The 22,524-nt window shown below is 60.9% G+C and carries 19 protein-coding genes and 2 pseudogenes; 10 read left to right on the top strand and 11 right to left on the bottom strand.

Features of this window, described 5'->3' with window-relative positions; genetic code table 11:
- Positions 1–3: 3 nt before the first annotated feature.
- The 8 genes from HRU73_RS09310 to HRU73_RS09275 form a co-directional block, all read right to left on the bottom strand.
- Positions 4–207 carry a YgaP family membrane protein gene (locus HRU73_RS09310; RefSeq protein WP_010792188.1) on the bottom strand — a complete coding sequence of 68 codons (204 nt, stop codon included), beginning with the start codon at positions 205–207 and terminating at the stop codon, positions 4–6.
- A gap of 20 nt (positions 208–227) precedes the next feature.
- Positions 228–1,766, bottom strand: a complete 1,539-nt coding sequence (locus HRU73_RS09305) for an efflux transporter outer membrane subunit (RefSeq protein WP_017462959.1) — start codon at positions 1,764–1,766, stop codon at positions 228–230.
- Positions 1,763–2,881, bottom strand: a complete 1,119-nt coding sequence (locus HRU73_RS09300; protein ID WP_099589929.1) for an ABC transporter permease — start codon at positions 2,879–2,881, stop codon at positions 1,763–1,765. Before HRU73_RS09300 ends, HRU73_RS09305 begins: the two co-directional genes overlap by 4 nt.
- 4 nt (positions 2,882–2,885) lie before the next feature.
- Entirely contained in the window at positions 2,886–4,055 is a 1,170-nt protein-coding gene (locus HRU73_RS09295; RefSeq protein ID WP_287398482.1) for an ABC transporter permease, read from the bottom strand.
- Complete coding sequence (locus HRU73_RS09290; protein WP_287398481.1) at positions 4,052–5,824, bottom strand: ATP-binding cassette domain-containing protein; 1,773 nt, start codon at positions 5,822–5,824, stop codon at positions 4,052–4,054. The genes HRU73_RS09295 and HRU73_RS09290 overlap by 4 nt, the downstream gene beginning before the upstream one ends.
- Position 5,825: 1 nt before the next feature.
- Positions 5,826–6,866 carry a secretion protein HlyD gene (gene hlyD / locus HRU73_RS09285; protein ID WP_287398480.1) on the bottom strand — a complete coding sequence of 347 codons (1,041 nt, stop codon included), beginning with the start codon at positions 6,864–6,866 and terminating at the stop codon, positions 5,826–5,828.
- A gap of 27 nt (positions 6,867–6,893) precedes the next feature.
- Complete coding sequence (locus HRU73_RS09280) at positions 6,894–7,319, bottom strand: hypothetical protein (protein ID WP_151609297.1); 426 nt, start codon at positions 7,317–7,319, stop codon at positions 6,894–6,896.
- A gap of 187 nt (positions 7,320–7,506) precedes the next feature.
- Positions 7,507–8,115 (bottom strand): TetR/AcrR family transcriptional regulator, encoded by a 609-nt coding sequence (locus HRU73_RS09275; protein WP_004255154.1) that lies wholly within the window; start codon positions 8,113–8,115, stop codon positions 7,507–7,509.
- A gap of 335 nt (positions 8,116–8,450) precedes the next feature.
- Between HRU73_RS09275 and HRU73_RS09270 the strand changes: the two genes are divergently transcribed.
- From HRU73_RS09270 to HRU73_RS09245, 7 genes are all read left to right on the top strand, one after another.
- The gene (locus HRU73_RS09270; protein WP_151609296.1) at positions 8,451–10,211 is read left to right on the top strand and encodes a PHA/PHB synthase family protein; all 1,761 of its coding nucleotides are present in this window, start codon (positions 8,451–8,453) and stop codon (positions 10,209–10,211) included.
- 108 nt (positions 10,212–10,319) lie between these two features.
- Positions 10,320–10,763 (top strand): phasin family protein, encoded by a 444-nt coding sequence (locus tag HRU73_RS09265; protein ID WP_013721835.1) that lies wholly within the window; start codon positions 10,320–10,322, stop codon positions 10,761–10,763.
- 10 nt (positions 10,764–10,773) lie between these two features.
- Positions 10,774–11,520 (top strand): acetoacetyl-CoA reductase, encoded by a 747-nt coding sequence (gene phbB / locus HRU73_RS09260; protein WP_151609295.1) that lies wholly within the window; start codon positions 10,774–10,776, stop codon positions 11,518–11,520.
- A 276-nt stretch (positions 11,521–11,796) separates the two neighbouring features.
- Positions 11,797–12,681, top strand: coding sequence for a LysR family transcriptional regulator (locus HRU73_RS09255; protein ID WP_226038649.1), 885 nt, complete (start codon positions 11,797–11,799; stop codon positions 12,679–12,681).
- Positions 12,682–12,964: 283 nt separating this feature from the next.
- The gene (gene ltrA, locus HRU73_RS09250; RefSeq protein WP_287398478.1) at positions 12,965–14,635 is read left to right on the top strand and encodes a group II intron reverse transcriptase/maturase; all 1,671 of its coding nucleotides are present in this window, start codon (positions 12,965–12,967) and stop codon (positions 14,633–14,635) included.
- Between the two features lie 341 nt (positions 14,636–14,976).
- Positions 14,977–15,135 (top strand): hypothetical protein, encoded by a 159-nt coding sequence (locus HRU73_RS13450; protein ID WP_353765132.1) that lies wholly within the window; start codon positions 14,977–14,979, stop codon positions 15,133–15,135.
- A gap of 190 nt (positions 15,136–15,325) precedes the next feature.
- Positions 15,326–16,124, top strand: a protein-coding gene (locus tag HRU73_RS09245) for an IS5 family transposase (protein WP_502709291.1) whose coding sequence is annotated in 2 segments (ribosomal slippage) — positions 15,326–15,598 and positions 15,600–16,124 — 798 coding nt in all. Because the reading frame shifts where the segments join, the coding sequence is not laid out codon by codon here.
- A 7-nt stretch (positions 16,125–16,131) separates the two neighbouring features.
- Here the strand turns inward: HRU73_RS09245 and HRU73_RS09240 are convergent.
- A pseudogene (locus HRU73_RS09240) lies at positions 16,132–17,083 on the bottom strand (IS481 family transposase).
- 127 nt (positions 17,084–17,210) lie between these two features.
- On the opposite strand from HRU73_RS09240, the pseudogene HRU73_RS09235 reads away from it, so the two are divergent.
- Together HRU73_RS09235 and HRU73_RS09230 are read left to right on the top strand one after the other, a co-directional pair.
- Positions 17,211–18,515: pseudogene (locus tag HRU73_RS09235) on the top strand (IS701 family transposase).
- 107 nt (positions 18,516–18,622) lie between these two features.
- On the top strand, positions 18,623–19,267 hold the full coding sequence (locus tag HRU73_RS09230) for a FecR family protein (RefSeq protein ID WP_276679181.1): 645 nt from the start codon (positions 18,623–18,625) through the stop codon (positions 19,265–19,267).
- A 174-nt stretch (positions 19,268–19,441) separates the two neighbouring features.
- Here the strand turns inward: HRU73_RS09230 and HRU73_RS09225 are convergent, their stop codons facing one another.
- A complete protein-coding gene (locus HRU73_RS09225) occupies positions 19,442–19,900 on the bottom strand; it encodes a type II toxin-antitoxin system YhaV family toxin (protein ID WP_276817877.1) in 459 nt (152 codons plus the stop codon).
- Positions 19,900–20,217: a type II toxin-antitoxin system PrlF family antitoxin gene (locus HRU73_RS09220; protein ID WP_011110928.1), complete on the bottom strand. Its 318-nt coding sequence runs from the start codon at positions 20,215–20,217 to the stop codon at positions 19,900–19,902. Before HRU73_RS09220 ends, HRU73_RS09225 begins: the two co-directional genes overlap by 1 nt.
- A 281-nt stretch (positions 20,218–20,498) precedes the next feature.
- Here HRU73_RS09220 and HRU73_RS09215 point away from each other — a divergent pair, with 281 nt between their 5' ends.
- Positions 20,499–22,442: a cytochrome c/FTR1 family iron permease gene (locus tag HRU73_RS09215; RefSeq protein ID WP_276817879.1), complete on the top strand. Its 1,944-nt coding sequence runs from the start codon at positions 20,499–20,501 to the stop codon at positions 22,440–22,442.
- Positions 22,443–22,524: the final 82 nt, after the last annotated feature.

Below are 22,524 nucleotides of genomic sequence, written 5' to 3'. Positions count from 1 at the left end.
CGTTCACTCGGGTTTTCGCATCGGGCAAGTGCTGAGGCCGAGCAGGCGATAGCCAGGACAGCGGCCTGCCAGGCCGGTGAGGAGTGGCATGATTCCAATGAGTCCCAGCCAACGCCAGGATGAGTCCAGCCACAATGGGAGACTGAGCAAAATCAGTCCGATGACGATGCGCACAATGCGGTCGAGATTTCCAACGTTGATTTGCATGACGGCCCCCTTGTGTTGAGTCAGCGGCTTGAAAACGCGACGGGGGCGGCAGCGCCCCGCAGCGGATGGGTTGCGGTCGATGCCGTCGTCGATACGTCCCAGCCGCCACCAAGGGCCTTGTACAGCGCCACCAATTGCACGGCGGCGTTGGTATGTGCCCGCGCGGCTGCGGTTTCGGCCTCGTGCAGGCTGCGCTGGGCGGCCAGCAGTTCGACCAGCGCGATGTCGCCCGCCGCGTAGCGCGCCTTGGCGTGGCCGTAGCTGGTGCGCGCGGCATCCAGTGCCATACCGCGGCGCTCCAGTGTGTCCAGCCCGCCGTGGTAGTCGCCAAGCGCGCGCTCGGCATCGCCCAGCGCCGCCAGCACGGCCTGCTCATAGGCCAGCGCGGCCTGTCGCTCGGCCGCCTCGCGTGCCCGAATTTCGGCTCGCACACGGCCACCGTCGAACAGGCGCCAGGAAATCAGCGGCAGGATGGAAAAACGCGAGCTGGATGCATCGAACCAATCGCCCGTACTGAGCGCTTGGAACCCGCCGCCGACACCGATGGAGAGTTTGGGGAACAACTCGGCCGTGGCCACGCCGATGTCGGCGGAACTCGCTGCCAGGCGACGTTCCGCAGCCAGCACGTCCGGGCGCCGACGCAGCATCTCTGCGCGCTCGCCCACCGGCAGCGCCCGCAGCGTGCTCGGCGTCAAGGGGCCATCCAGCAGTGCCAGCTCCCGCTCCGGCGGCGCGCCCAGCAGCACGCCCAGGCTGAGTATCGCGGCGCGCTGACGCGCCTGGATATCCGGGATGAGCGCGTTGACTGCTGTCCATTGGGCGTACGCCGCCTCCACGTCGGCGGCCGACGCGTCGCCCAGCGCATGCCGCAGGCGCACCAATTCCAAGGTCTGCTGCAGCGTATCCAGTGTGGCCTGTTGTGCGTGCAACTCGTAGCGGGCGCCGACGGCGGTGAACCAGGTGCGCGCGACCTCGGCCACGATGCGCATGCGTACGCCCTGCGCCTCGGCTTCGGTCGCCTGCAGGCGGGCGCTGGCGCCTTCCAGCGCCCGCCGCTTGGCCCCGAACAAGTCGGCCTCCCAGGCCGCGTCGAAGCCCGCGTCGTAGATGGTCTGCGTGGCGTCAAGGCCGGGGATCGAACCTACGGGCAGGGGTCCGTTCTCGCTTTGACGGCGCCGGTTGACGCTCGCGCCAGCGGCGGCGGTGGGCAATGCCTCGCCGGCCACACGATCGCGCAGGGCGCGTGCCTCATCGATGCGTGCCGCAGCCTGGCGCAGATCCAGGTTCTGTGCCAGCGCCGTGGCCATCAGGCGATCGAGGATGGGATCGTCCAGTGCAGACCACCATTGGCTCAAGTCTGCGGACTGGGATTCGCTTGCCAACGGCAAGCTCCAGCCGCTGCCGACGTCGACCGGCGGCGGCTCGCGGTAGTCGGGGCCCACGCTTGCGCAGGCAGTCAGCAGCACGCAGGACAGGGCCAGCGCGAGCGGACGCGCGCGCCCAGGGGTCAGGCCGGTGACGGTTGCGCGAAGAAAGGGAGTGCGGGGCTTGGATTTCATTGCAGGCGTCCTCGGACGAATACGGTGGCCATCGTCAGCGTGGCCAGGGCGATGACCGCCAGCGGCCACAGGCTGGCGAGAATGTCACCGGGCGGCATGGCCTTGAGAAAGCTGCCTTCGACGATGATGAGGAAGTGGGTCAGCGGAATGGCCTGAGCCAGCCATTGCAGGACGACAGGCATGTTTTCCACAGGCGTCGCAAAGCCTGACATCAGCACCGCCGGCACGCCGACGGCGAACGCCCCCAGGATGGCCTGCTGCTGCGTCATGCTGACCGCGGAAATCATCAGGCCGATGCCGACCACCGAGGCGATGAACAGCACCAGGCTGGCAAGCAGGAGTGCAAACGAGCCCGTAAACGGGATGCCGAACAGGAAGACGCCCGCGCTAATCATGAACAGGCCCAGCCCGGTGCCAATTGCGAGTGCCGGCAGCGACTTGGAGATGATGATCTCGGGCGTCGAGGTGGGCGACACCAGCAACTGGTCGAAGGTGCCCAGCTCGCGCTCGCGCGCGATCGACAACGAGGTGATCAAGAGCGAGCTGAACAGCGCCAGGATGCCCGTCAGCCCGGGCACGATGAACCAGCGGTAGACCAGATTCGGGTTGAACCAGTGGCGCACGACCACGGGCGTTGGTGCCTGGGCGTCGGGCACGACCTCGGCGCCGACATCGGCGGCGATGGTGGACAGATAGGCCACGGTGATCTGCCCGGAGTTGCTGCGCCGGCCATCGACCAGTACCTGCGCGCGGCCACTTTCGCCGGCAGCGATGGAGCGCGAGAAATCCACCGGGATGGCGAGCGCGGCGATCACCTCGCCACGGTCGATCAGCTCGTGCAGTTGCTGCTGGCTGTCGACATGCCGGATGTGGGTGATGAAGCGGGCGCTGTCCAGGCGCTGTACCAGCTCGTGCGACCAGCGCCCCGTATCCTGGTCGTAGACGGCGATATCGACGTTGCGCACTTCCAGCGTCGCGGCAAAGGCGAACACCAGCAACTGCAGGATCGGCGGCACGAACACCACCATGCGGCTGCGCGGGTCGCGCAGGACGCTGAGCACCTCCTTGATGAACTGGGCGCGCAGGCGGGTCAACGAGAATGCGGACGTCAACATCGCTTCACTCCAGGTTCTTGCGCGTGGCGCGCTTGGCGATCACGAAGAACAGCACCCCGATCGCCGCCATGGCCGCCAGGTTGGGCAGGAACACGGCCCAGATGTCGCCGGCCAGGAACACCGTCTTCAGCGAATCGACGAAGTAACGCGCCGGAACCAGCCGGGTGATGGCCCGGATCGGCGCGGGCATCGCGTCGATCTCATACAGAAAGCCCGACAGCATGAAAGCCGGCAGAAAACCCGTGAACAGCGCGATCTGCGCTGCCAGGAACTGGTTGCGTGCCAAGGAGGAAATCAGCAGACCTTGACCCAGCGCCGGCACCATGAACACCGCCGACAGCAGCAGCAGCGCCGCCAGCGAGCCCCGCATCGGGACCCCGAACACGAACACCGCCAGCGCCGCCGCACCCAGCGTGGACAGCATGCCGAGCGCGAAGTACGGCAGCAGCTTGCCGATCAGGATTTCGGCCACCGAGGCCGGCGTGGACAGCACCGCCTCCATGGTGCCGCGCTCCCATTCACGCGCCACCACCAGTGCAGTCAGCATGGTGCCGATGATGGTCATGACGATGGCGATGGCACCGGGAATCAGTGCGCGGCGGCTTTCCAGCTCGGGGTTGAACCAGTAGCGCGGTTCCAGCATGACGGCCTGCGCTGGTGCTCCGACGTCCAGTCCGGCACGCCAGGACTGGACCACGCCACGGGCGTAGTTCTCGACGTAGTTGGCGGTATTGGGGTAGGAGCCATCGGTGACGATCTGCACCAGCGGCTCGCTGCCACGCTGGGCCAGACGCTGCTCGAAATCCTGCGGGATGACCACGTAGCCGCGCAGGTCGCCTGAGACCAGTTGGTCGGCCACTTCGCGCCGGTCATGGGCGAAGTGCGTATTCAGGAAGCGGGTGCCCGAAAACGCTGCGGCCAGCGAGTGTGCCGATGCGCCGGGCGACTCCAGGACCACGCCGACACGGACATCCTTCGCATCCAGCGACACCGCATAGGCGAACAGCAGCAGCAACACCACTGGCAGCACGAACGCGATCAGCAGCGTCGAGGGGTCGCGCAGCGCCTGGTAGCTTTCCTTGGTCACCAGGGCGATCAAGCGCCGTAAATCAAAACGGCGCAAGTCGGTCTGCAGGGGGCCACTTCCGTCTTTGTGCATTGTGGCGCCGTTCATGTGGCGGCCTCCAGCTCGCGGTCTGACGACTCCACCAGGTGAATGAAGGCGTCCTCCATCGTCGGGTCGGGTTGTTCGGGGCTGACCGCCGAACGTTTGAGCGCGTCGGGCGTATCCAGCGCGATCAGTTGCGCACGCGAGAGCATGGCCACGCGGTCGCAGTATTCGGCCTCGTCCATGAAGTGGGTGGTGACCATGATGGTCACGCCCTTGCGGGCCAGTCCGTTGATGTGGGTCCAGAATTCCCGCCGGGTGATCGGGTCCACGCCCGAAGTGGGTTCATCCAGGAACAGCACGGGCGGCCGGTGCATGAGCGAACAAGCCAATGCCAGGCGCTGCTTGTGGCCCAGCGGCAGGGAATCGGGCGTGGCGGACAGCCAGTCGCCCAGATCGAAGGTTTCGATCATCTCGGCAATGCGCTCGCGCCGGGTGTTGCCTTCCAGTCCGTAGACGCCGGCCGAGAATTCCAGGTTCTGCTGCACCGAGAGCAGGCCGTAGAGCGAAAACTTCTGCGCCATGTAGCCGAGCCGGCTCTTGGCTGCGCCGGTGGCGCGGCGCAGATCATGGCCCACCACATGCGCTTCGCCAGCAGTTGGTTTCAACAGGCCGCACAACATCTTGAAGGTGGTGGACTTGCCGGCGCCGTTAGGGCCGAGCAGGCCGAAGATTTCGCCCTTTTGCACCTCGAAGCTGACGTTGTCGGTGGCGGTGAACTCGCCGAAGCGCTTGGTGAGGTTTCGGCACGACACGGCAATGTCGGAACCCAGCTCAACCGGCGGCAGACGCTCGGCCAGCGTCGAAGTGCCGCCGGGGCCGCCACCGAGCAGATCGATGAAGGCGTCTTCGAAGCGCGCGGGCACCTGCGCCAGCTCCACTCGCGCCTGATCGGACAGGGCCTGGAGCTGCTCCGCTTGAGCGCCCTCGCGCAACACCACGCGCACGCCGGCGCCCTGGATCACGCCATCGCTCACGCTGGGCAGGTCGAGTGCCTGGGTCAGGACCGCTCGGCGCTCGGCACCGACGTCTTCCAGACGGAAACTGCGGCCTTCGAGCTGTGCGGTCAGCTCCTGCGGCGGGCCATCGAACAGGAGCTGCCCTTGGTTCAGCAGCAGCACGCTCTCGCAGCGCTCGGCTTCGTCGAGATAGGCGGTGGACCAGACCACGGCCATGCCCTCATCGGTCAGCGCTTGCACCATGTGCCACAAATCCTGGCGGCTGACCGGGTCGACACCCACGCCGGGCTCGTCCAGCAGCAGCACCTTGGGCCGCGCCATCAGCGCACAGGCAAGGCCCAGCTTCTGCTTCATGCCGCCGGAGAGCTTGCCGGCCAAGCGCTTGGTAAAGGGGCCTAGCCGCGTGAACTCCAACAGCTCGGCAAACAGATCGGCGTTGCGATCGGCATCCATGCCGCGCAACTGCGCATACAGGCGCATGTTCTCCATCACCGACAGGTCTTCGTACAGACCAAAGCGTTGCGGCATGTAGCCGCTGGCGACGTGAATGGCGTCGTTGTCCTTCACCACGTCATAGCCGGCCAAGGTGACGTGGCCGGCGTTCGGCACCAAGAGGCCGGTCAGAATCCGCATCAGCGTCGTCTTGCCGGCGCCGTCGGGGCCGACCAGACCGGTCAGCCGCCCATAGTGGATGCGTGCGCTGAGGCCACGCAGGGCCTGTACGCTGCCGAAATGTTTATTCACGCTATCGATAACAACGGCAGCACCGCTATCTGTTATGGGCGACGCGGCTGCCGTAGTGGTGCCGGCGGCCATATCAGTAACCCTCTGCATCGATGTCGTCGGTCGGCGAGGTGTCGACCTCGATGGTCACCGGCATCCCCTGGCGCAGTCCGACATTAGCGTCGGCGTCGTCGATCACTATTCGCAGGCGATAGACCAGGTCGGTGCGTAAGTCGGTGGTCTCTACCGTCTTCGGCGTGAACTCGGCGCGTGGCGAGATGAAGCCGATCTGGCCTCCATAGGCTTTCTCGGAAGAATCGCTGTACACGCGTACCCGCTTGCCGGGCTCGATGCGACCAAGATTCGGCTCGCCAACGTAGGCGCGCACGTAAACCGGCTTGTCCAGGCTCAGGCTGTAGACCGCGCTCTGGCTTGCGACCATGCTGCCGGGCTCCCGCACTCGTGCGATGACGGTGCCGCTACTGGGCGCCATCAACTCGGTGTCCGCCAAAGCTGTCGTGGCTTGCGCTGCGGCAGCCTGTGCGGCCGCAAGGCGAGCTTCAGCCGCAGCGATATCTTCTTTGCGGAATCCCTCCCTGGCCTGGGATAAAGCCGCTTTGGCCGCCTTGACACCGGCAATGGCCTGATCCCGTGCAGCACGTGCATTGTCCACATCCTGCTGACTGCTTGCTTTCGAAGGAAGCAATCTACTCAGACGCACGTAGTCACGCTCGGCCCGGCGCGCCACCGCCTGTGCCTGGTTGAGTGCTTCCTGTGCCTGAATGATTTCCTGCGGCCGCAGGCCGCGGCGCAGCTTGGCCAGCTCGGCCTGGGCCACCTGCACCTGGGCTTGCGCGGCTGCAAGGGCCTCCCGATAGGGTTGCGCATCGAGCGCCGCCAGGCGCGCGCCGGCGCTGACGGCATCGCCCTCATCGAAAGCCATTTGCATCACGCGCCCGGGCTGACGGAAGGCCAGTTGCACCTCGCGGATGTCGACGTTGCCGTAGAGGCGCAATGCATCTTGTTGTCCATGGTCGCGCGACAGCCAGAACGCCAGTGCGCCGCCAAGAGCGAGCACGACGACGGCGATCACGACCCAACGGGTTTTTCTGGAGAGGAGGTTTGGAGTTGTCATCGATGGGTTTCCGCTGGATAAAGGTGCTCAGTGCTCGCGTGCGACCGGCGCATTCGCCGCTGACCGGCGCCAGGCTATGGCCGCTATGCCTGCCCACACCAACGTGCGCAGCGTCATGGCGACCACCGTGCGCCGCTCCCAGGCGCCACCCAAAGCCACATGCACTCCGAAAGCCAGGAACACGAGTGCGGTCGCCACCGTGATGACAATCGCCAACCACGCGGCCCAGCGCCGGCGCATCCACAAGCCGACGCCGGCGACGATGTAGGCGAGCCCGGCCAGAAAATTGAACCAGAGCACGAAAGGCACATAGTGGCCGGCGGCTTGGCGCGCCGCGCCGTCGACAAACAGAACGGCGCCGCCCTCCCGAAGAGTGAGCAGGCCGAAGCCGATCGCGAGCGGGGAGATCAGCCAGTGCCAGATGCTGCGTTGTGGATGAGTGGTCATCTTCATGGCCTTTACTTGATCGCGGAAACTCCCAAGCCTTCGCCGTCGTCGCGGTGTGCGTGTGCGTTCCGCCGGGCGGTCGGGCTGAGTGTTGAATGACGCGGATTCGCGCTGGAGGCGCAACGCGATCGCATGACCGTGGTGTGCCTCTCGGCCGACCGGGCAACTGCGTGGCGGCAGGATGGAAGGCGTTTCATCGGGTGTGCGTGATGCCACGGAGATAGATGGCAAACACGGCTGGCGCATCACGACGGATGCGACTGACCTTGCCGGCCAACAGCGACTGCATGACCAGTCCCTGGATCGTGCCGATGAACAACACGGCGGCGGCATCTACGTCCAGATCCGCATCCAGGTCGCCTTGGGCCTTGCCTGCCTCCATCAGGCGGCGCAGGCGCTGTTCGTATTGACGGAGCAAGGTCTGCACCATCCGCTTGGCGAGCGTCTCGCCAGAGCGTTGCAGTTCTCCGAACAGCATGCGCGGCACGCCGGGATGCTTGGCCACGAAGTCGATGTGCGTCATGAACATGGCTTCGAGTGCCGCGGCAGGAGACGCGGCGCCCTCGGCCGCCTTGTCCACGCGCACCAGCAGACGCTCACCGACCCAGGTCATCGTTGCCTCCAGGATCGCGTCCTTGGTGGGGAAGTGGCGAAACAGCGCGCCCTGCGTCAAACCCATTCGATCGGCGATGGCCGTGGTCGTGATTTCGGCCGGGTTTTGCTCCGCGGCCAAGTCCACCACCGCTTGCACTGTGGCAGCACGCCGCTCTTCAGCGGACAGATGTTGAGGACGTTCGCTCACCGATCAGACTCCATAAAGTAAGTGACTTATTACTATCCTAACATGCAAAACATCCGCGTCGCAAGATCGGGAATACGGTTCATCGCATGGGAAAGGATGGTTCCTGCCCCATCCATGGATCGTGGCCAAGTGAGCTGACGAGACCCAGGAAGCGAACACACTCCTCTGGCACATCATGAGTAATCGGTCGGCAGGTCGGCCACCCCAGTCAGAGCAAGAGAAGCGGTTTCGTTCGAGCGAAGGCGGAAATCCCCCGGGCGTTCTTCAAGGCTTTGCATCTTTTCCCGTAGGCATTATGATAGTAATAAGTTACTTACAACATCGGAAGACCAGAGATGAACACCCTTGCCATACCTGACAAGCCCGCGCCGGCACCGTCCGAAGTCGTCTGTCGCCCCGATGTCCTGGATACGCTTGCGAACGCGTGCCGGGCACGCGGCACTGGCGGGTTGTCACCGGCGGCGGGTTTGCTGGCTTGGTACGACTGGGCGCTGCACCTGAGCCTTTCACCGGGCAAGCAGCGCAGCCTGATCGAAAAGGGATTGCACAAGCAGCGACGCTTGGCGCGCTACGTCGCGCACGCTGCAAGTGCCCACGGCTGCCCCACGTGCATCGAGCCGTTGGAGCAGGATCGGCGCTTCGAGGCGCCGGCCTGGCAGCAATGGCCGTTCAACGTGATCCACCAGGGCTTTTTGCTGCAGCAGCAGTGGTGGCACAACGCCACCACCGGCGTGCGCGGCGTGTCGCGCCATCACGAGAACATGGTCACTTTCGCTGGGCGGCAGTGGCTGGACATGTGGTCGCCATCGAATTTCATCTGGACCAACCCGGAAGTGCTGGAAGCCATCAGAACCAGCGGCGGCGCCAACCTGTGGCGCGGCGCGATGAACTTCCTCGACGATACACAGCGTCTTGCGCTTGACGATGAACCGGCCGGGGTCGAAGGCTTCAAAGTCGGCCAGGACGTGGCGGTCACACCAGGAAAGGTGGTGTTTCGCAACCACCTGATCGAGCTGATCCAGTACACACCCACGACCCCCGATGTGTATGCCGAGCCGGTGCTGATCGTGCCCTCCTGGATCATGAAGTACTACATCCTCGACCTGTCACCGCACAACTCGATGGTGAAGTACCTGGTCGACCAGGGGCATACGGTGTTCATCCTTTCCTGGAAGAACCCGACCGCGGCCGATCGCGACCTCGGCCTCGAGGATTACCGATGGCTGGGGGTCATGGATGCACTGGACGCGGTCACGGCCATCGTGCCCGAGCGCAAGGTGCAGGCGGTTGGCTATTGCCTGGGCGGCACCTTGCTGACGATCGCCGCAGCCGCGATGGCGCGCGATGGCGACGAACGGCTGCGCAGTTTGACGCTGCTGGCGTCGGAGACCGACTTCCGCGAGTCGGGCGAAATCGCGCTTTTCATCGACGACAGTCAACTTGCCTGGCTGGAAGCCGGGATGTGGGACAAGGGCTATCTCGACGGCAAGCAGATGGCCGCCTCTTTCCAGATGCTCAACTCGCGCGACCTGATCTGGTCGCGGCGCGTGCGCGAGTACCTGCTGGGCGAACGGCAGGAGTTCAATGACCTGATGGCATGGAATGCCGACGTGACGCGCATGCCGTATCGCATGCACAGCGAGTACCTGCGGCGTTTGTATCTGAACAACGACCTGGCCGAGGGACGCTACCAGGTCGGCGGACGGCCGGTGGCGATCGCCGACATCGAAGTGCCGATGCTCATCGTCGGCACGGTGCGCGACCACGTTGCCCCCTGGCCATCCGTGTACAAGATGCATCTGCTCAGTGATGCGGAGCTGACCTTCGTACTGACCAGCGGCGGGCACAACGCCGGCGTGGTCAGCGAGCCGGGGCACCCCCGGCGCAGCTACCAGATTGCGACCCGCAGCGTCGGCGCTCGCTACGTCGATCCGCAAACGTGGCGTACCGAAACCCCGCTGAACGAGGGCTCATGGTGGCCAGCCTGGCAGCAGTGGCTGGCACGACATTCGACCGAGCGGGTATCGCCGCCTGCCATGGGCGGCACGCAGGTCCCGCTTGGTGATGCACCGGGAACCTATGTGGCAATGCGCTGATACGACGCGCCGAAGCCGAGACAAGACAAGACCATTTCAACAGGGACATCGCTTGGGATGGCCTACACCCGCCCCGAAGGGGGCCCACCATGACCGAAGGGCACTGCAATGAGCAACGAACTGCCAATCCATCTCTACAAAGCCAATGCCGAGCTGCAACTGCAGATCACGCGCTTGCTGCAGGAGAGCAGCCATCACTGGCTCGAAGTCATGCAACAGCTCAGCGCTGGCAGCGTGCTGGAGACCACCTCGCGCATCCAGGGCCTCCAACAGGCGGCCGACTGGCAAGCGCTCGCGACCTTGCCGTCCGAAGTGTTCTGGCGTCTGTGCCAAGGCCGCATGGGCGATGCCCAAGCGGTCGGGCAAGTAGCAGCCAAGAGCCAGACGGCCTTTGCCAATGGACTGCGCCAGGCGCTCACGACTTGGCAGGAGTCTGTCTCCGAGGCATTCGGCGCGAGTGGCGACGCAGCCTCTTTCACGCAGCTTTGCCAGCGCTGGACCCAGCCCTGGACCGCCCCAAGCGCCGTACCCCAGGGCAAGACCAAGAAATGAGGGGACGGCAATGAATACGACGCAACGGACGGCGCTGGTGACGGGAGGCAACCGGGGGTTGGGCGCTGCGATCGCCCGTGCCCTGCACGATGCCGGCCACCGCGTGATCGTCACGCATACCCCCGGCAACACCACGATTGGCCAGTGGCAGCAAGCGCAAGCGACACAGGGCTACAAACTTGCTGCCTACGGGGTGGATGTATCGAACTACGAATCAACGCAGGAAATGGCGCGGCGCATCCACGCCGACGGTCATCGGATCGACATCCTGGTGAACAACGCCGGCATCACCCGCGATGCAACGCTGCGCAAGCTCGACAAGGCCGGTTGGGATGCCGTACTGCGCACCAACCTGGACTCCATGTTCAACGTCACCAAGCCGTTCATCGATCCGATGGTCGAGCGCGGCTGGGGTCGCATCGTCAACATCTCGTCGATCAACGGCAGCAAGGGCCAGTTCGGGCAGACCAATTATTCGGCGGCCAAAGCCGGCGTGCACGGGTTCACGAAGGCGCTGGCGCAGGAGGTCGCGCGCAAGGGTGTGACGGTCAACACCGTGTCGCCGGGTTATCTGGCCACCGAGATGGTGATGGCGGTGCGGGAGGACATGCGCCAGAAGATCATCGATGCGATTCCGGTTGGCCGTCTGGGCCAGCCGGACGAGATTGCGGCACTTGTCGCCTTCATCGCCAGCGAAGCCGCCGCCTTCATGACCGGCAGCAACGTGGCGATGAACGGCGGCCAGCATATGTATTGAGTAGTCGAGGGGCCTGCGGCATGAAAGTCTGGACCATTCGCTTGGGCAGTTCACCGAAGAGCATCCTTTACACACTCGGGTGCTCGGACACGAAGCATGCGCATTGACACGAGGGTGTTTGCGTGCTGACGGATAGTGATCTGCAAGCCCTCCGGTTGACCGCACGTTTAGCAGGCGTCGTCACCCTGATCCTGATCGACATCCCCATCGCTTGGTGGCTGGCTCGTACCAAGACCTGGTGTAAAGGGCCGATGGGAGGCTGCCTTGGAGCCTAGATTGCTACGCTATTTCGTTGCAGTCGCGGAAGAGCTGCATCTCGCCCGCGCGGCCGAGCGTCTCGGGATCGAGCAATCTCCCGTATCACGAGCAATGCGCGACCTGGAAAGCCAGCTTGGCGTGCAGTTGTTCGACCGCAGCACCCGCCTGACGCGGCTGACCTGGGCCGGCCAGGTGTTCCTAGGCGAATGCCGACGCGTGATGGCCACCGTGGAGCAGGCAGTCAAGAGTGCCAAGGCGGCGGCACAGGGCTACCAGGGCCATCTGCGCATCGCGATCTGCGACGGCCTGGCGCAGCCCCGCATCGCCACCTTGCTGGCACGCAGCCGCGAGGAGGAGCCCGAGATGGAGATTCGCGTCTTCGAGCTGCCGTTCGCGCAGCAGCTCAAGACGCTGCACGACGATCTGCTGGACATCGGCTTTGCGTTGTCAAACGCGGTACATGATGGCCTCGTCGCCGAGCCGGTGTGGACCGATCCGCTGTCGGTGATCGTGCCCGCACGCCACCCCTTGCTGGCACACGTGCAGGTGCCGCTGGCCGAAGCCCTGAAGTTCCCGCTGGTTCTGTGCCATCCCGAATCGGGATCGGGCTGCCGCCATCAGATTCAAGCGCTGCTGCAGGACGCAGGCACGCCGCTCAAGCTGGTCGATGAAGTGACCAGCCTGGGCGTGATGCTGACCCTGGTCGGTGCAGGCTACGGCATCGGCTTCGCCATCGCCTCGCAGGTGCAGACGCTACAGCGCCCGGACATCTCCATTCGTCCCTTGGCCGGCAGCCCACCGGTGCTCTCTACCTACCTGCTGCGCCGCCGGGGCGAACCCTCGGAGCCCATGAAGCGGTTCATCGAGCGGGCGAAAGGCGGGCGGGACCGCGCCTGTCGATGATGAGTCAATCCTTTGAGGACGCAGCTCACCTGTCCGTAGCGGCCTGTGGCGTGATGTGCCAGTGGACAGATAGACTTCGGTATGAAATCCGATGCTCTGGCTGTTGATGGATGAGCTTGGCTCGATTTGGATCACCCGCAGCGGCTTGCGTTGACCAGGCCGAAGACTTGAGTCCACAATCGAGTCCATTCCGTGACGCTTGGATCGGAAAAAGCGTTCGTAATAAACGAGTTAGCGACCGGGTGCTGTTCCCATCACCCGCTCCATTCAACCGGAGGTTGATATGGACGCAATGCAGTTCAATTGTGATGTCGCCTCCACTGCATGGCAATCTTGGCACGATGTTTCATGGGCCGAGGCTTGTCAGGTAGTTGCGAGGTTACAGGCACGTATTGCGAAGGCAGTAAAAGCAGGGGAATGGCGGAAGGTTCGCAACCTGCAGAGACTCCTGACCAAATCCAGCAGCGCGAAAGCGCTGGCAGTACGGAGGGTCACGGAGAATCAAGGCCGGAAAACTCCAGGGGTGGATAAGCAAACCTGGGGCACGCCGGACGAGAAATGGCAGGCGGTTGTCGGTCTCGGCTGCAAGAGATATAGGCCCTTGCCACTGCGTCGCATCTACATACCGAAAGCAAATGGTGACAAGCGCCCTCTGGGCATTCCAACCATGCGTGATCGGGCTATGCAAGCGCTGCATCTTTTGGCGCTTGATCCTGTCGCCGAAACGACTGGCGATGCTCACTCCTACGGCTTCCGCCGTGAGCGCTCGACGGCCGACGCCATCGAACAGGTACGCAATGTACTTGGTCGAAAAGCGTCACCGAAATGGGTGCTGGAGGGGGATATCAAAGGCTGTTTCGACAACATCAGTCACGACTGGCTGGTTGCCAATGTCTGCATGGACAAAGGCATCCTTCGGAAATGGCTGAAGGCAGGATTTATCGAAATGGGAAGGCTTTTCCCTACGAACGCTGGCACGCCACAGGGAGGCATCATTTCCCCGGTGTTGGCAAACATCGCGCTGGACGGCCTGCAACGTGAGCTTGAAACACTGTTTCACACAGTGCGACAGGCACGCGCGGCAAAGGTCAATCTGGTGCGCTATGCGGATGACTTCGTGATCACCGGCAGCTCGAAAGAACTGCTCGAAAACGAGGTCAGGCCTCTGGTGGAGAAATTCCTGGCTGTCAGAGGACTTGCGCTCTCGGAGAAGAAGACCAAAATCACGCATGTGACGGAGGGCTTCGACTTTTTGGGCTGGAATGTCCGGTATTTCAAACGGATGCTGCTCACGCGGCCATCGAAGAAAAATACCAAAGCGTTCCTCGACAAGATTCGCGCCGCGTTAGGTGGGTTGAAGTCGGCCGCACAGGCAGAGGTGATAGACAAACTCACCCCGGTTATTCGGGGGTGGGCCAACTACCATCGAAGCCAAATGGCCACGCTCACATTTTCGAAGTGCGATCATCAAATCTGGCAAGCGTTGTGGCGTTGGGCGTGTCGTCGTCACCCGAACAAGGGGAAGCGATGGATCAAACAGCGTTATTTCGTGCGCCTCAAAGGTCGCGATTGGCGATTTTCGGAAAAGGACAAGCTGCTGCCCGTTTTGCGTGGATACCGGAAACGGCCCCACGTGAAGATCAAGGGCGAAGCAAATCCCTATGACCCGATGTACGACGAGTATTTCTCCAAGCGGCTTGCCCGCAAAATGGATGGAACGCTCGAGGGTCGCCGGAAGCTACGTTGGCTCTGGTGGTGGCAGGAAGGTCTTTGTCCCATCTGTGAGCAGAAGATCACGCGAGATACTGGGTGGCATTTGCACCACATAATCAAACGGTCGCAACGTGGTTCGGACAAACTCACCAATCTGGTGCTGCTGCATCCGAATTGCCATATGCAACATCATTCCACGGAGAAATCCGGTTCTGCCGGTGTCAGCATGTACAAGTGCTGATGCTTGTAGATTGCTTGAGCCGTATGCGGGGAAACTTGCACGTACGGTTCTTAGGGGAGGGGATTATCGCGAGATAATCTCCTTACCCTCCTGCATACGAGGGTTCGATTCCCTTCACCCGCTCCAATCTGACGATCTTTCTCTTCATGTTTCAGCCATTAGCACCAAGGCGTAGCGTTTCCGATTTTCGTGGAGCGACGACTTGTCCAAAGACCTTGATGTGATCGTGATCGTCGATCGAAAACAATCTCTTCCAGCGCATACCCGAGCTGTCGATGAGGTAACAAATGCTGCACAAGTAGTGGGTGTCTGGGTGCTTTTCACGCAGCTAGTTCTCCGTACTGTATCTGACTCTTCTGGAGCACTGCGCCGAGCTGATCCAGCAGTTTCCCGCTTCCGAGAGCTTTCACCACTCTACCCAATGCTATGCTGGACGGCGGGCTGGGCTTTACCTTGGTGTCTTGGCGGCGATCCAAAACGTTCGGGTAACACGCGGCTGAGATTGATCAGAAAGCGTACTTGTGCTGGGCGGCCCAGAATCGGCTGGTTGATGAAATTCGCGGCAGTCACGCCATGAAGTACTGTCTCTGCATGAGCTGAGCGACGATGAACATCCCCTGCAGCATGATCCGGATGTGGCGCTTCTAAGAACCTGTTTACGATCTTTTTGTTATCCCTGATAATGCATGGATGAAAAGAATCGAGTATGCCAGCGATATCAGTAGAGAGAAGTTTGCCGAGATAGAGCTGCTATTGCGCAGCGTACGACGCAGGACCAAGCCCACGAAGGTGGATCTGTACGAGGTGTTCTGCGCGGTGCTGTACCTGCTGCGCACTGGTTGCCAATGGAGATTCCTACCCGGAGAGTTTCCCAAGTGGCAGAGTGTATATGCTTATTGGAGCAAGTGGAGTGAGCCCGACCAGTACGGCGTGAGCGTATTGGAGCGGGCACTCAAAAAATCAGGTTGGCGCGGTCCGAGAGAAACAGGGGCGCAACGTTTGCAGCGCGCTCTTGATCATGGACGCGCAGAGCGTGAAAAACACAGACACGGCCGACCAGAAAGGTTATGACGCTGGCAAGAAGGTATCGGGTATCAAGCGCCATATCGCTGTTGATACCCAGGGTTTGCCGCATGCTATTGCGGTGACGACGGCGGAAGTGACTGACCGTAAAGGTGCATTGCAAGCTCTGGAGCGCTGCAGGCTGGGCTTGGGGCAAGTACAAAGTTTGCTGTGCGACAGCGGCTATACCGGAGAATCATTCACCGAAGGCGTGCGAGAAATTCTGGGCGAACCTGTCACGGTGCAGATTGCCAGGCGCAGTGAACTGCATACCTTCAAAGTTATGCCCAAACGCTGGATCGTCGAGCGTAGTTTCGCCTGGCTGGAGAAGAGCAGAAGATTATGGAAAAACTGCGAGCGTAAGCTCAACACCAGCTTACAGTTCATTCATCTGGCCTTCCTGGCATTACTGCTCAAAAGATCGTAAACAGGTTCTAATTGTTTAGTCCCACTTTGTGATGGTATGGATTGATGATAAAACGTTCAGGTTCGTTTTGCCAGCATTTGATGATGTATTCGTAAGGTGTGAGTCCTCGTAAGGTTTTGAGTCGCCCTGGCGAAGTTGTAGGCATTCAGGAAGCTGTAAAGATGCTCTCGCAACTGTTGATGATTTTCATAATGATAGCGTTTGACGGTTGCTTCCTTGAGGGTGCGGTTCATGCGTTCGACTTGACCATTGGTCCGGGGTGATTTGGCTGGGTCAGGCGATGTTCCGTACCATTTTCCGTGCAGACACGGTCGAAGATATGCAAGAAAGCATGCCTGTCTGTTTTGCGGTGGGTGAACTGGATGCCGTTGTCTGTGAGGATAGTATGGATTTTTTATAGGGTACGGCGGCGATGAGATTGCGCAGGAACTGCGCTGCTTCCATCTTGCCGTACTTGGGCAGTAATTCAGCATAAGCGAACTTGCTGGTTCGGTCGATGGCGACGAATAGATACAGTTTGCCTTCTTCTGTCCGTACTTCGGCAATGTCGATATGGAAATAGCCGATGGGATATTGGGCGAACTTTTTCTGGCAGGTTTCTCGCCTTCCACCTCCGGTAAGCGGCTGATGTTGTGGCGCTGGAACAGGCGATGCAGTGATGATCGGGTCAGGGTGGGAATGCTGCTTTGCAAGGCGTAAAGGCAGTCATCCAACGGCAGCAGCGTGTGTTTGCGAAAGGCTACACAAGCGGCTTCCTGTTCTAGTGTCAGAACCGTGGAACGCGGTTCTTTCGGACCCATCCTGGCATCATGCGTAAAGTTGCGTTTCTTCCATTTCGCCACCGTCTTGGGGTTGATGGCGTAGCGCTCTGCCAGTGTGATCAGGCTCTCTTGACTATGTTGTATCGCTCGACGCACCGCCGCTGTCGTGCGGGCGCTCCCGTGTAATATCTGTCCCATAATTCCTCCTGTGTCGGTAGCAAATCATACAATACACCATCACAAAGTGGGACTAAACATCTAATACTACAGTCGTAGATAATGATGAGAGAATATAGCCTGAATCAACGATGAGGTGGGTTTGGGTATGATGTCACAACTACATGATTGGGCGAAGGAGCTGGAGGTAGTGCACGAGCGGCTTGGGAGTTTATTCAAGCGCAGCGAGCCACGCCAACGCAGTCTTGCGTACCTGAAGGGCCTGTTGAGCACGGTAGAGCGCAAGAACGGCTGGCAACTGGCCGAATGGATGGGCGAGACAACACCCGATGGGGTGCAACATTTGCTGGAACGCGCACAGTGGGATGCTGATGCGGCGCGTGACGTGCTGCGCGATTACGTTGTCGAGCAGGTGGGTGATCCAGACGGCGTGCTGATCGTTGATGAGACAGGTTTTGTCAAGAAAGGAACCCACTCGGTTGGTGTGCAGCGCCAGTACAGCGGTACGGCTGGGCGTATCGAGAACAGCCAGATCGGCGTGTTTTGTGCTATGCCGGCGCCGGTGGCAGTGCTTTCATCGACCGTGAACTTTATATTCCGCGCCAGTGGACGGATGATCGTTCACGCTGCGAGGCTGCAGGCATTGCACAGGAGGTGGAATTTGCGACCAAACCCCAGCTGGCACGCAAGATGATCGAGCGAGCGCTGGATGTGGGCGTGCCCTGTGGGTGGATCACAGGCGATGAGGTTTACGGTAGAGACCGGCATCTGCGGGTATGGCTGGAGTTACGCGAGCAGGCCTTCGTACTGGCTGTAGCCAGGAGTGAACCGCTGTGGTGGCAGGGGCCACAGCACGTGAAAGCCGAGGAGATTGCACAAGCGCTACCAGCACGTGCATGGCGTCATCTGTCGGCAGGCGCTGGAGCCAAAGGTGAACGTCTGTACGACTGGGCGCTGGTACCGCTGTGGCGGCTGCAATTGACACAGAAGGAGCGTCGCTTCGGACACTATCTGCTGGTGCGGCGCAGTCTGGATGAGCATCAGGAGTTGGCCTATTATGTGGTGCATACCAGGCGCTCGCAGGCTCAGCTCAAGCGTTTGGTGCAGATCGCTGGCAGACGTTGGGAGATTGAGATCGGCTTTGAGGCCACCAAAGGCGAGTGCGGACTTGATCATTACGAGGTGCGCCGCTGGCAGGGCTGGTATCGCCACATCACACTGGCGCTACTGGCCCATGCGGTGCTGGTGGCCCTGCGGGTGCGGGAGAAAAAAACACACACCCGGCCTGATTGCCCTGAGCGTGCTCGAGTTGCGTAAGCTGTTATCGCATCTGCTGTGGCACACCAGCCAGGCTATCGAACATGTGCTGCACTGGTCCGTGTGGCGTAGAAAACATCAACACAGAGCCCGACAAGCTCACTACCAACGCAGAGGGTTCTCTCCTCCCGAATAAAATATATACGGCTGTAGTACTAACTGCGGATCTCTGGGCGCTGTTCCCCACATTCACCCAGCGGCTGGCTACGTCGAAAGGTGAGCGCCGGCAAATCGGGCTGCCGGATGGTTGATCTGAATACCGACACAGATATCTCCATTGCCTTTTATGATACTCGCCGCACTGTCGAACTGCATCGTGGCGAGGCTTTGTTTTCCATCAGCCACGATACCGCCAGGCCGTTCCTGGTCGAAGCGGGCGATGCACGCGTGCTGGTCACCAGCACGCAATTCGACGTACGGCGCAACGAAGATCGTGTCATGGTCGCCGTACAGGCAGGGTCGGTCGAGTTTTCCGCCGGCCCCTGGTGGCGACATAAGCGTGCACCTCTGACGGCGGGTCAGGTTTCTGTAGCATCACCGCGAGACGGTCTGGTATCTCCGTACCCTGATCGTATCGAGACTATCACGGCATGGCAGCGGGGACGTCTGGTATTTCGCGATGTCTCGCTATCCGACATGGCGGCCGAGCTGAGCCGCTACCTGACCCGGCCTATCCACCGACTCCTGGTGATCTGGGCAGCAGTTGCTGCTATCTGGATGATGGCCGCATTACCAGCCGAGAGGTGGACATCGAGGTCAGTGGTTAAATCGTGTCAGGTTGGCAGATTCTGGCCGGTTATACGTTCAACGATAATGAAAGTAAGGCAGGTGCAAATACCAATCCAAACGCTGGCAACTGGTACGGTGCACCACGTAATTTTTTGGTGAGTATGCGGTATAGTTATTGATGAGACATCGATTACGCTAAACACGCTGTCGGACTGGCAGGCTGCTACTGTTTTGTCCGACAACAATTGCCACGGCCGAAACTGTGGCCGAGGCGTGCTGCGGTGCTCATCGGGTTACCGTGTTCATGGCCGTCTTTTGTTACATGAGGAATGCCTACTCCAGCTGGCTCCAATTCGGTTTGCTTGCCTGTATCAATGCGTTCCAGTCGTCTGGCGGGTTTCCGCGCCCGAGCATCTTTTCGAATATGGTATACGGGTCTGACTTGCTGCTCGATGACCGCAGGGTCTGCTCATCATTGACCCAGGTGTACACGATGACTTTTGCCTTCGAGTCGTACCGGAAGAACAGCTGGTACCGCCTTCCGAGTTTGGCCCGTCGCCAGTGGCGATAGGTTGGTCCCATGGTATTGCCCTGACGATATTCGTCGTGCGCCGGATCGCCCGGCACCACGTCTTGCATCAGCTGGATCAAGGCCCGGAAGAACTTGACGTTGGTGTTGGATCCGAAGCCCTCCGGGTCGTTCTCTTGCGCACGCAGCACAGCCGCACGCAACTTCATCAACTGCTCGATCAGGTTGTCGTGGAACAACAGCGTCCAGCCATGCTGTTGCATCAGATTTCTACGTCCTCATCGAAATCATCACCCAGGACTACGTTGTGGCCCGTATGCTCCAGCATCGTGCGAATCAGATCTTCCGGCAAACCACGAATGTTCCGGCCAGCCTCGATATCGCGAGCCAGAAGGGCCAGGAATGCAGCAATGGCGGGATCCTCGTGCCCGGTATCGGCACGGGTAACGATCACTTCGCCGCCACGCAGCTCGAACGCAAGCTTGCTGCCAGTATCGGCGCCAAGTGCCTGCCGGATGGACTTGGGCAACGTGATCTGGCCTTTGGAGGTCAGCGTGGCAACTTCATGAATGGTAGGCATGGCAGTTCTCCTGAAAGTAATGTTTGTATTGTAAGGAAATTTCCTTTCTTGTCAATGTGGAGCTTCATGTGGTCAGGGCAACCGGGTGAAAAAATAAGTAATTCTATAAATCAATTGGTTGTTGCTTCATTCATCTTGGTATATGTAAAAGAATATTAAATATCAATAAGTTGTTTTTGTAGCACGATTGCTCTGTATGAGGTGCGCTGGCGAGCTTCATTTCCGGGTCGAGTAACTTATAATGATAGATTAACCAAATCCGGGCGCTCGGAGATAAAACGATGAACAGGTCCAAACCTTTTTTTCTGTCGAATCTGCTGGTTCAGTGGCTGGCAATGCTCATATTTATGGTCAGCTTGCATGGCACGGCCGCCGCTGCGCCCGCTGATGACGAGAGGGCGCAGACCATCGTGCATATGCTCGATTACGTAGGCGTGGATTATCCCGAGTTCGTACAGGACGGCAAGGTGCTCAATGCTGAGGAGTACGAGGAGCAGCGCGAGTTTGCCACGCAGGCCATTACGCTGTTGGAGCAGTTGCCCGAAGTGCCGGAGCAGCCGGCGCTGCAGCAGCAGGCTCACGCGCTGCTGGCACGTATCGAGGCCAAGGCGCCAGGCAGTGAAGTTTCTGCGCTGGCCAGCCAACTGCGCGCGGGTGTGATTCAGGCGTGGAAGCTCAGCGTGGCGCCGCGTCAGGCGCCGGATCTGATGTTGGGTGCTAAATTGTTCGCTCAGCACTGTGCTACTTGTCATGGTGCGGAGGGTCATGGCGATGGGCCGCTGGCCAAGGGCATGGAGCCGGCCCCCAGCAATTTCCATGATGAGGCGCGTATGCGCCAGCGCAGTCTCTATGGCCTCTACAACACCATCACGCTCGGTGTGGGCGGCACGCCGATGCGTGCATTTACCGAATTCTCCGAAGTGGATCGCTGGGCGCTTGCTTTCTTTGCAGGCAGTCTGCGTGCCGACCCGGAGGCTGTTGCGCGTGGTGAGGCTGCATGGCGCGATGGCCAGGGAAAGGCCGCGTTCGACAGCTTGAAATCGCTGGTTGATCAGGCACCCGGCGATCAGGCCGAGGCCGGCACGGTACTGGATGCGGTGCGTACCTACCTGACACAGCAGCCGCAGGCGCTGCAGGCAGCTGCACCAGTGCCGCTGGCATTCTCGCGCGCCAAACTCGATGAAGTGGTGCAGGCCTATACGCGTGGCGACCGTGAAGGTGCACGTCGGTTGGCGATTGCCGCCTATCTGGAAGGCTTCGAGCTGGTCGAATCCGCTCTGGATAATGTGGATGCGCCGTTACGTGCCGAGGTCGAGCGTGAGATGATGGCGCTGCGTGCAGCCATTGGTGACGGCCAGTCTGCCGAAGCTGTGTCAGCTCAGGTTGTTAAAGTCAAGGCATTGCTCGATCGTGCCGACGACGTGCTGTCGGGCAGCAGTTTGTCGCCAATGACAGCTTTCGTGAGTTCACTGCTGATTTTGCTGCGTGAGGGGTTGGAGGCGATCCTGGTGCTGTCGGCCATTATCGCCTTTGTCATCAAGACCGGACGGCGCGATGCTTTGCCCTACATCCATGCGGGCTGGATCGGTGCGGTGGTGCTGGGTGTCATCACCTGGGCGGTGGCAAGCTACGTGATCAATATCTCGGGTGCGAACCGTGAACTCACCGAGGGCATCACAGCGCTGCTGGCTGCAGCAATGCTGCTGTACGTGGGCTGGTGGCTGCACAGTCGCGCAAATGCGCAGGCCTGGAGCCGCTTTATTCGCGAGCAGGTAAACGTAGCACTCGGCAAGCGTACGCTGTGGGCAATGGCTGGCATTTCGTTCCTTGCAGTGTACCGCGAGCTGTTCGAAGTGATCCTGTTCTACGAGGCGCTGTGGGTGCAGGCTGGCGTGGAAGGTCATACTTCGGTACTGTGGGGTATCATGGCCGCAACAGCGCTGCTGGTGCTGATCGGCGGCGCCATCCTGCGTTATAGCGTGCGGTTGCCGATCGGACCGTTCTTTGCGGTTATGTCGGCACTGCTGGCGTTCATGGCTGTAGTGTTCGTCGGTAACGGTGTCGCGGCCCTGCAGGAGGCAGGTGTGCTCGATGCGACGGCGGTGCGCTTCATTTCGCTGCCGCTGCTGGGCATCCATCCGACCGGGCAAGGCCTTGCGCTGCAGGCGCTGACGCTGTTGCTGATCGCAGGTGGCTTCTGGTTCAATCGCAGGAAAACGGCGTAGTTACTGTACTTCGCACCGAAGGTCGATGACCGGCCGTAACCGCCGATGCCCTATGTTCAGAAAAGCGCGGTTCTGCTGATAT

The organism is Nitrosomonas sp. H1_AOB3, assembly GCF_015709435.1.
Taxonomy (GTDB): Bacteria; Pseudomonadota; Gammaproteobacteria; order Burkholderiales; family Nitrosomonadaceae; genus Nitrosomonas; species Nitrosomonas europaea.
This window is presented reverse-complemented; position numbering and strand designations above follow the sequence as displayed.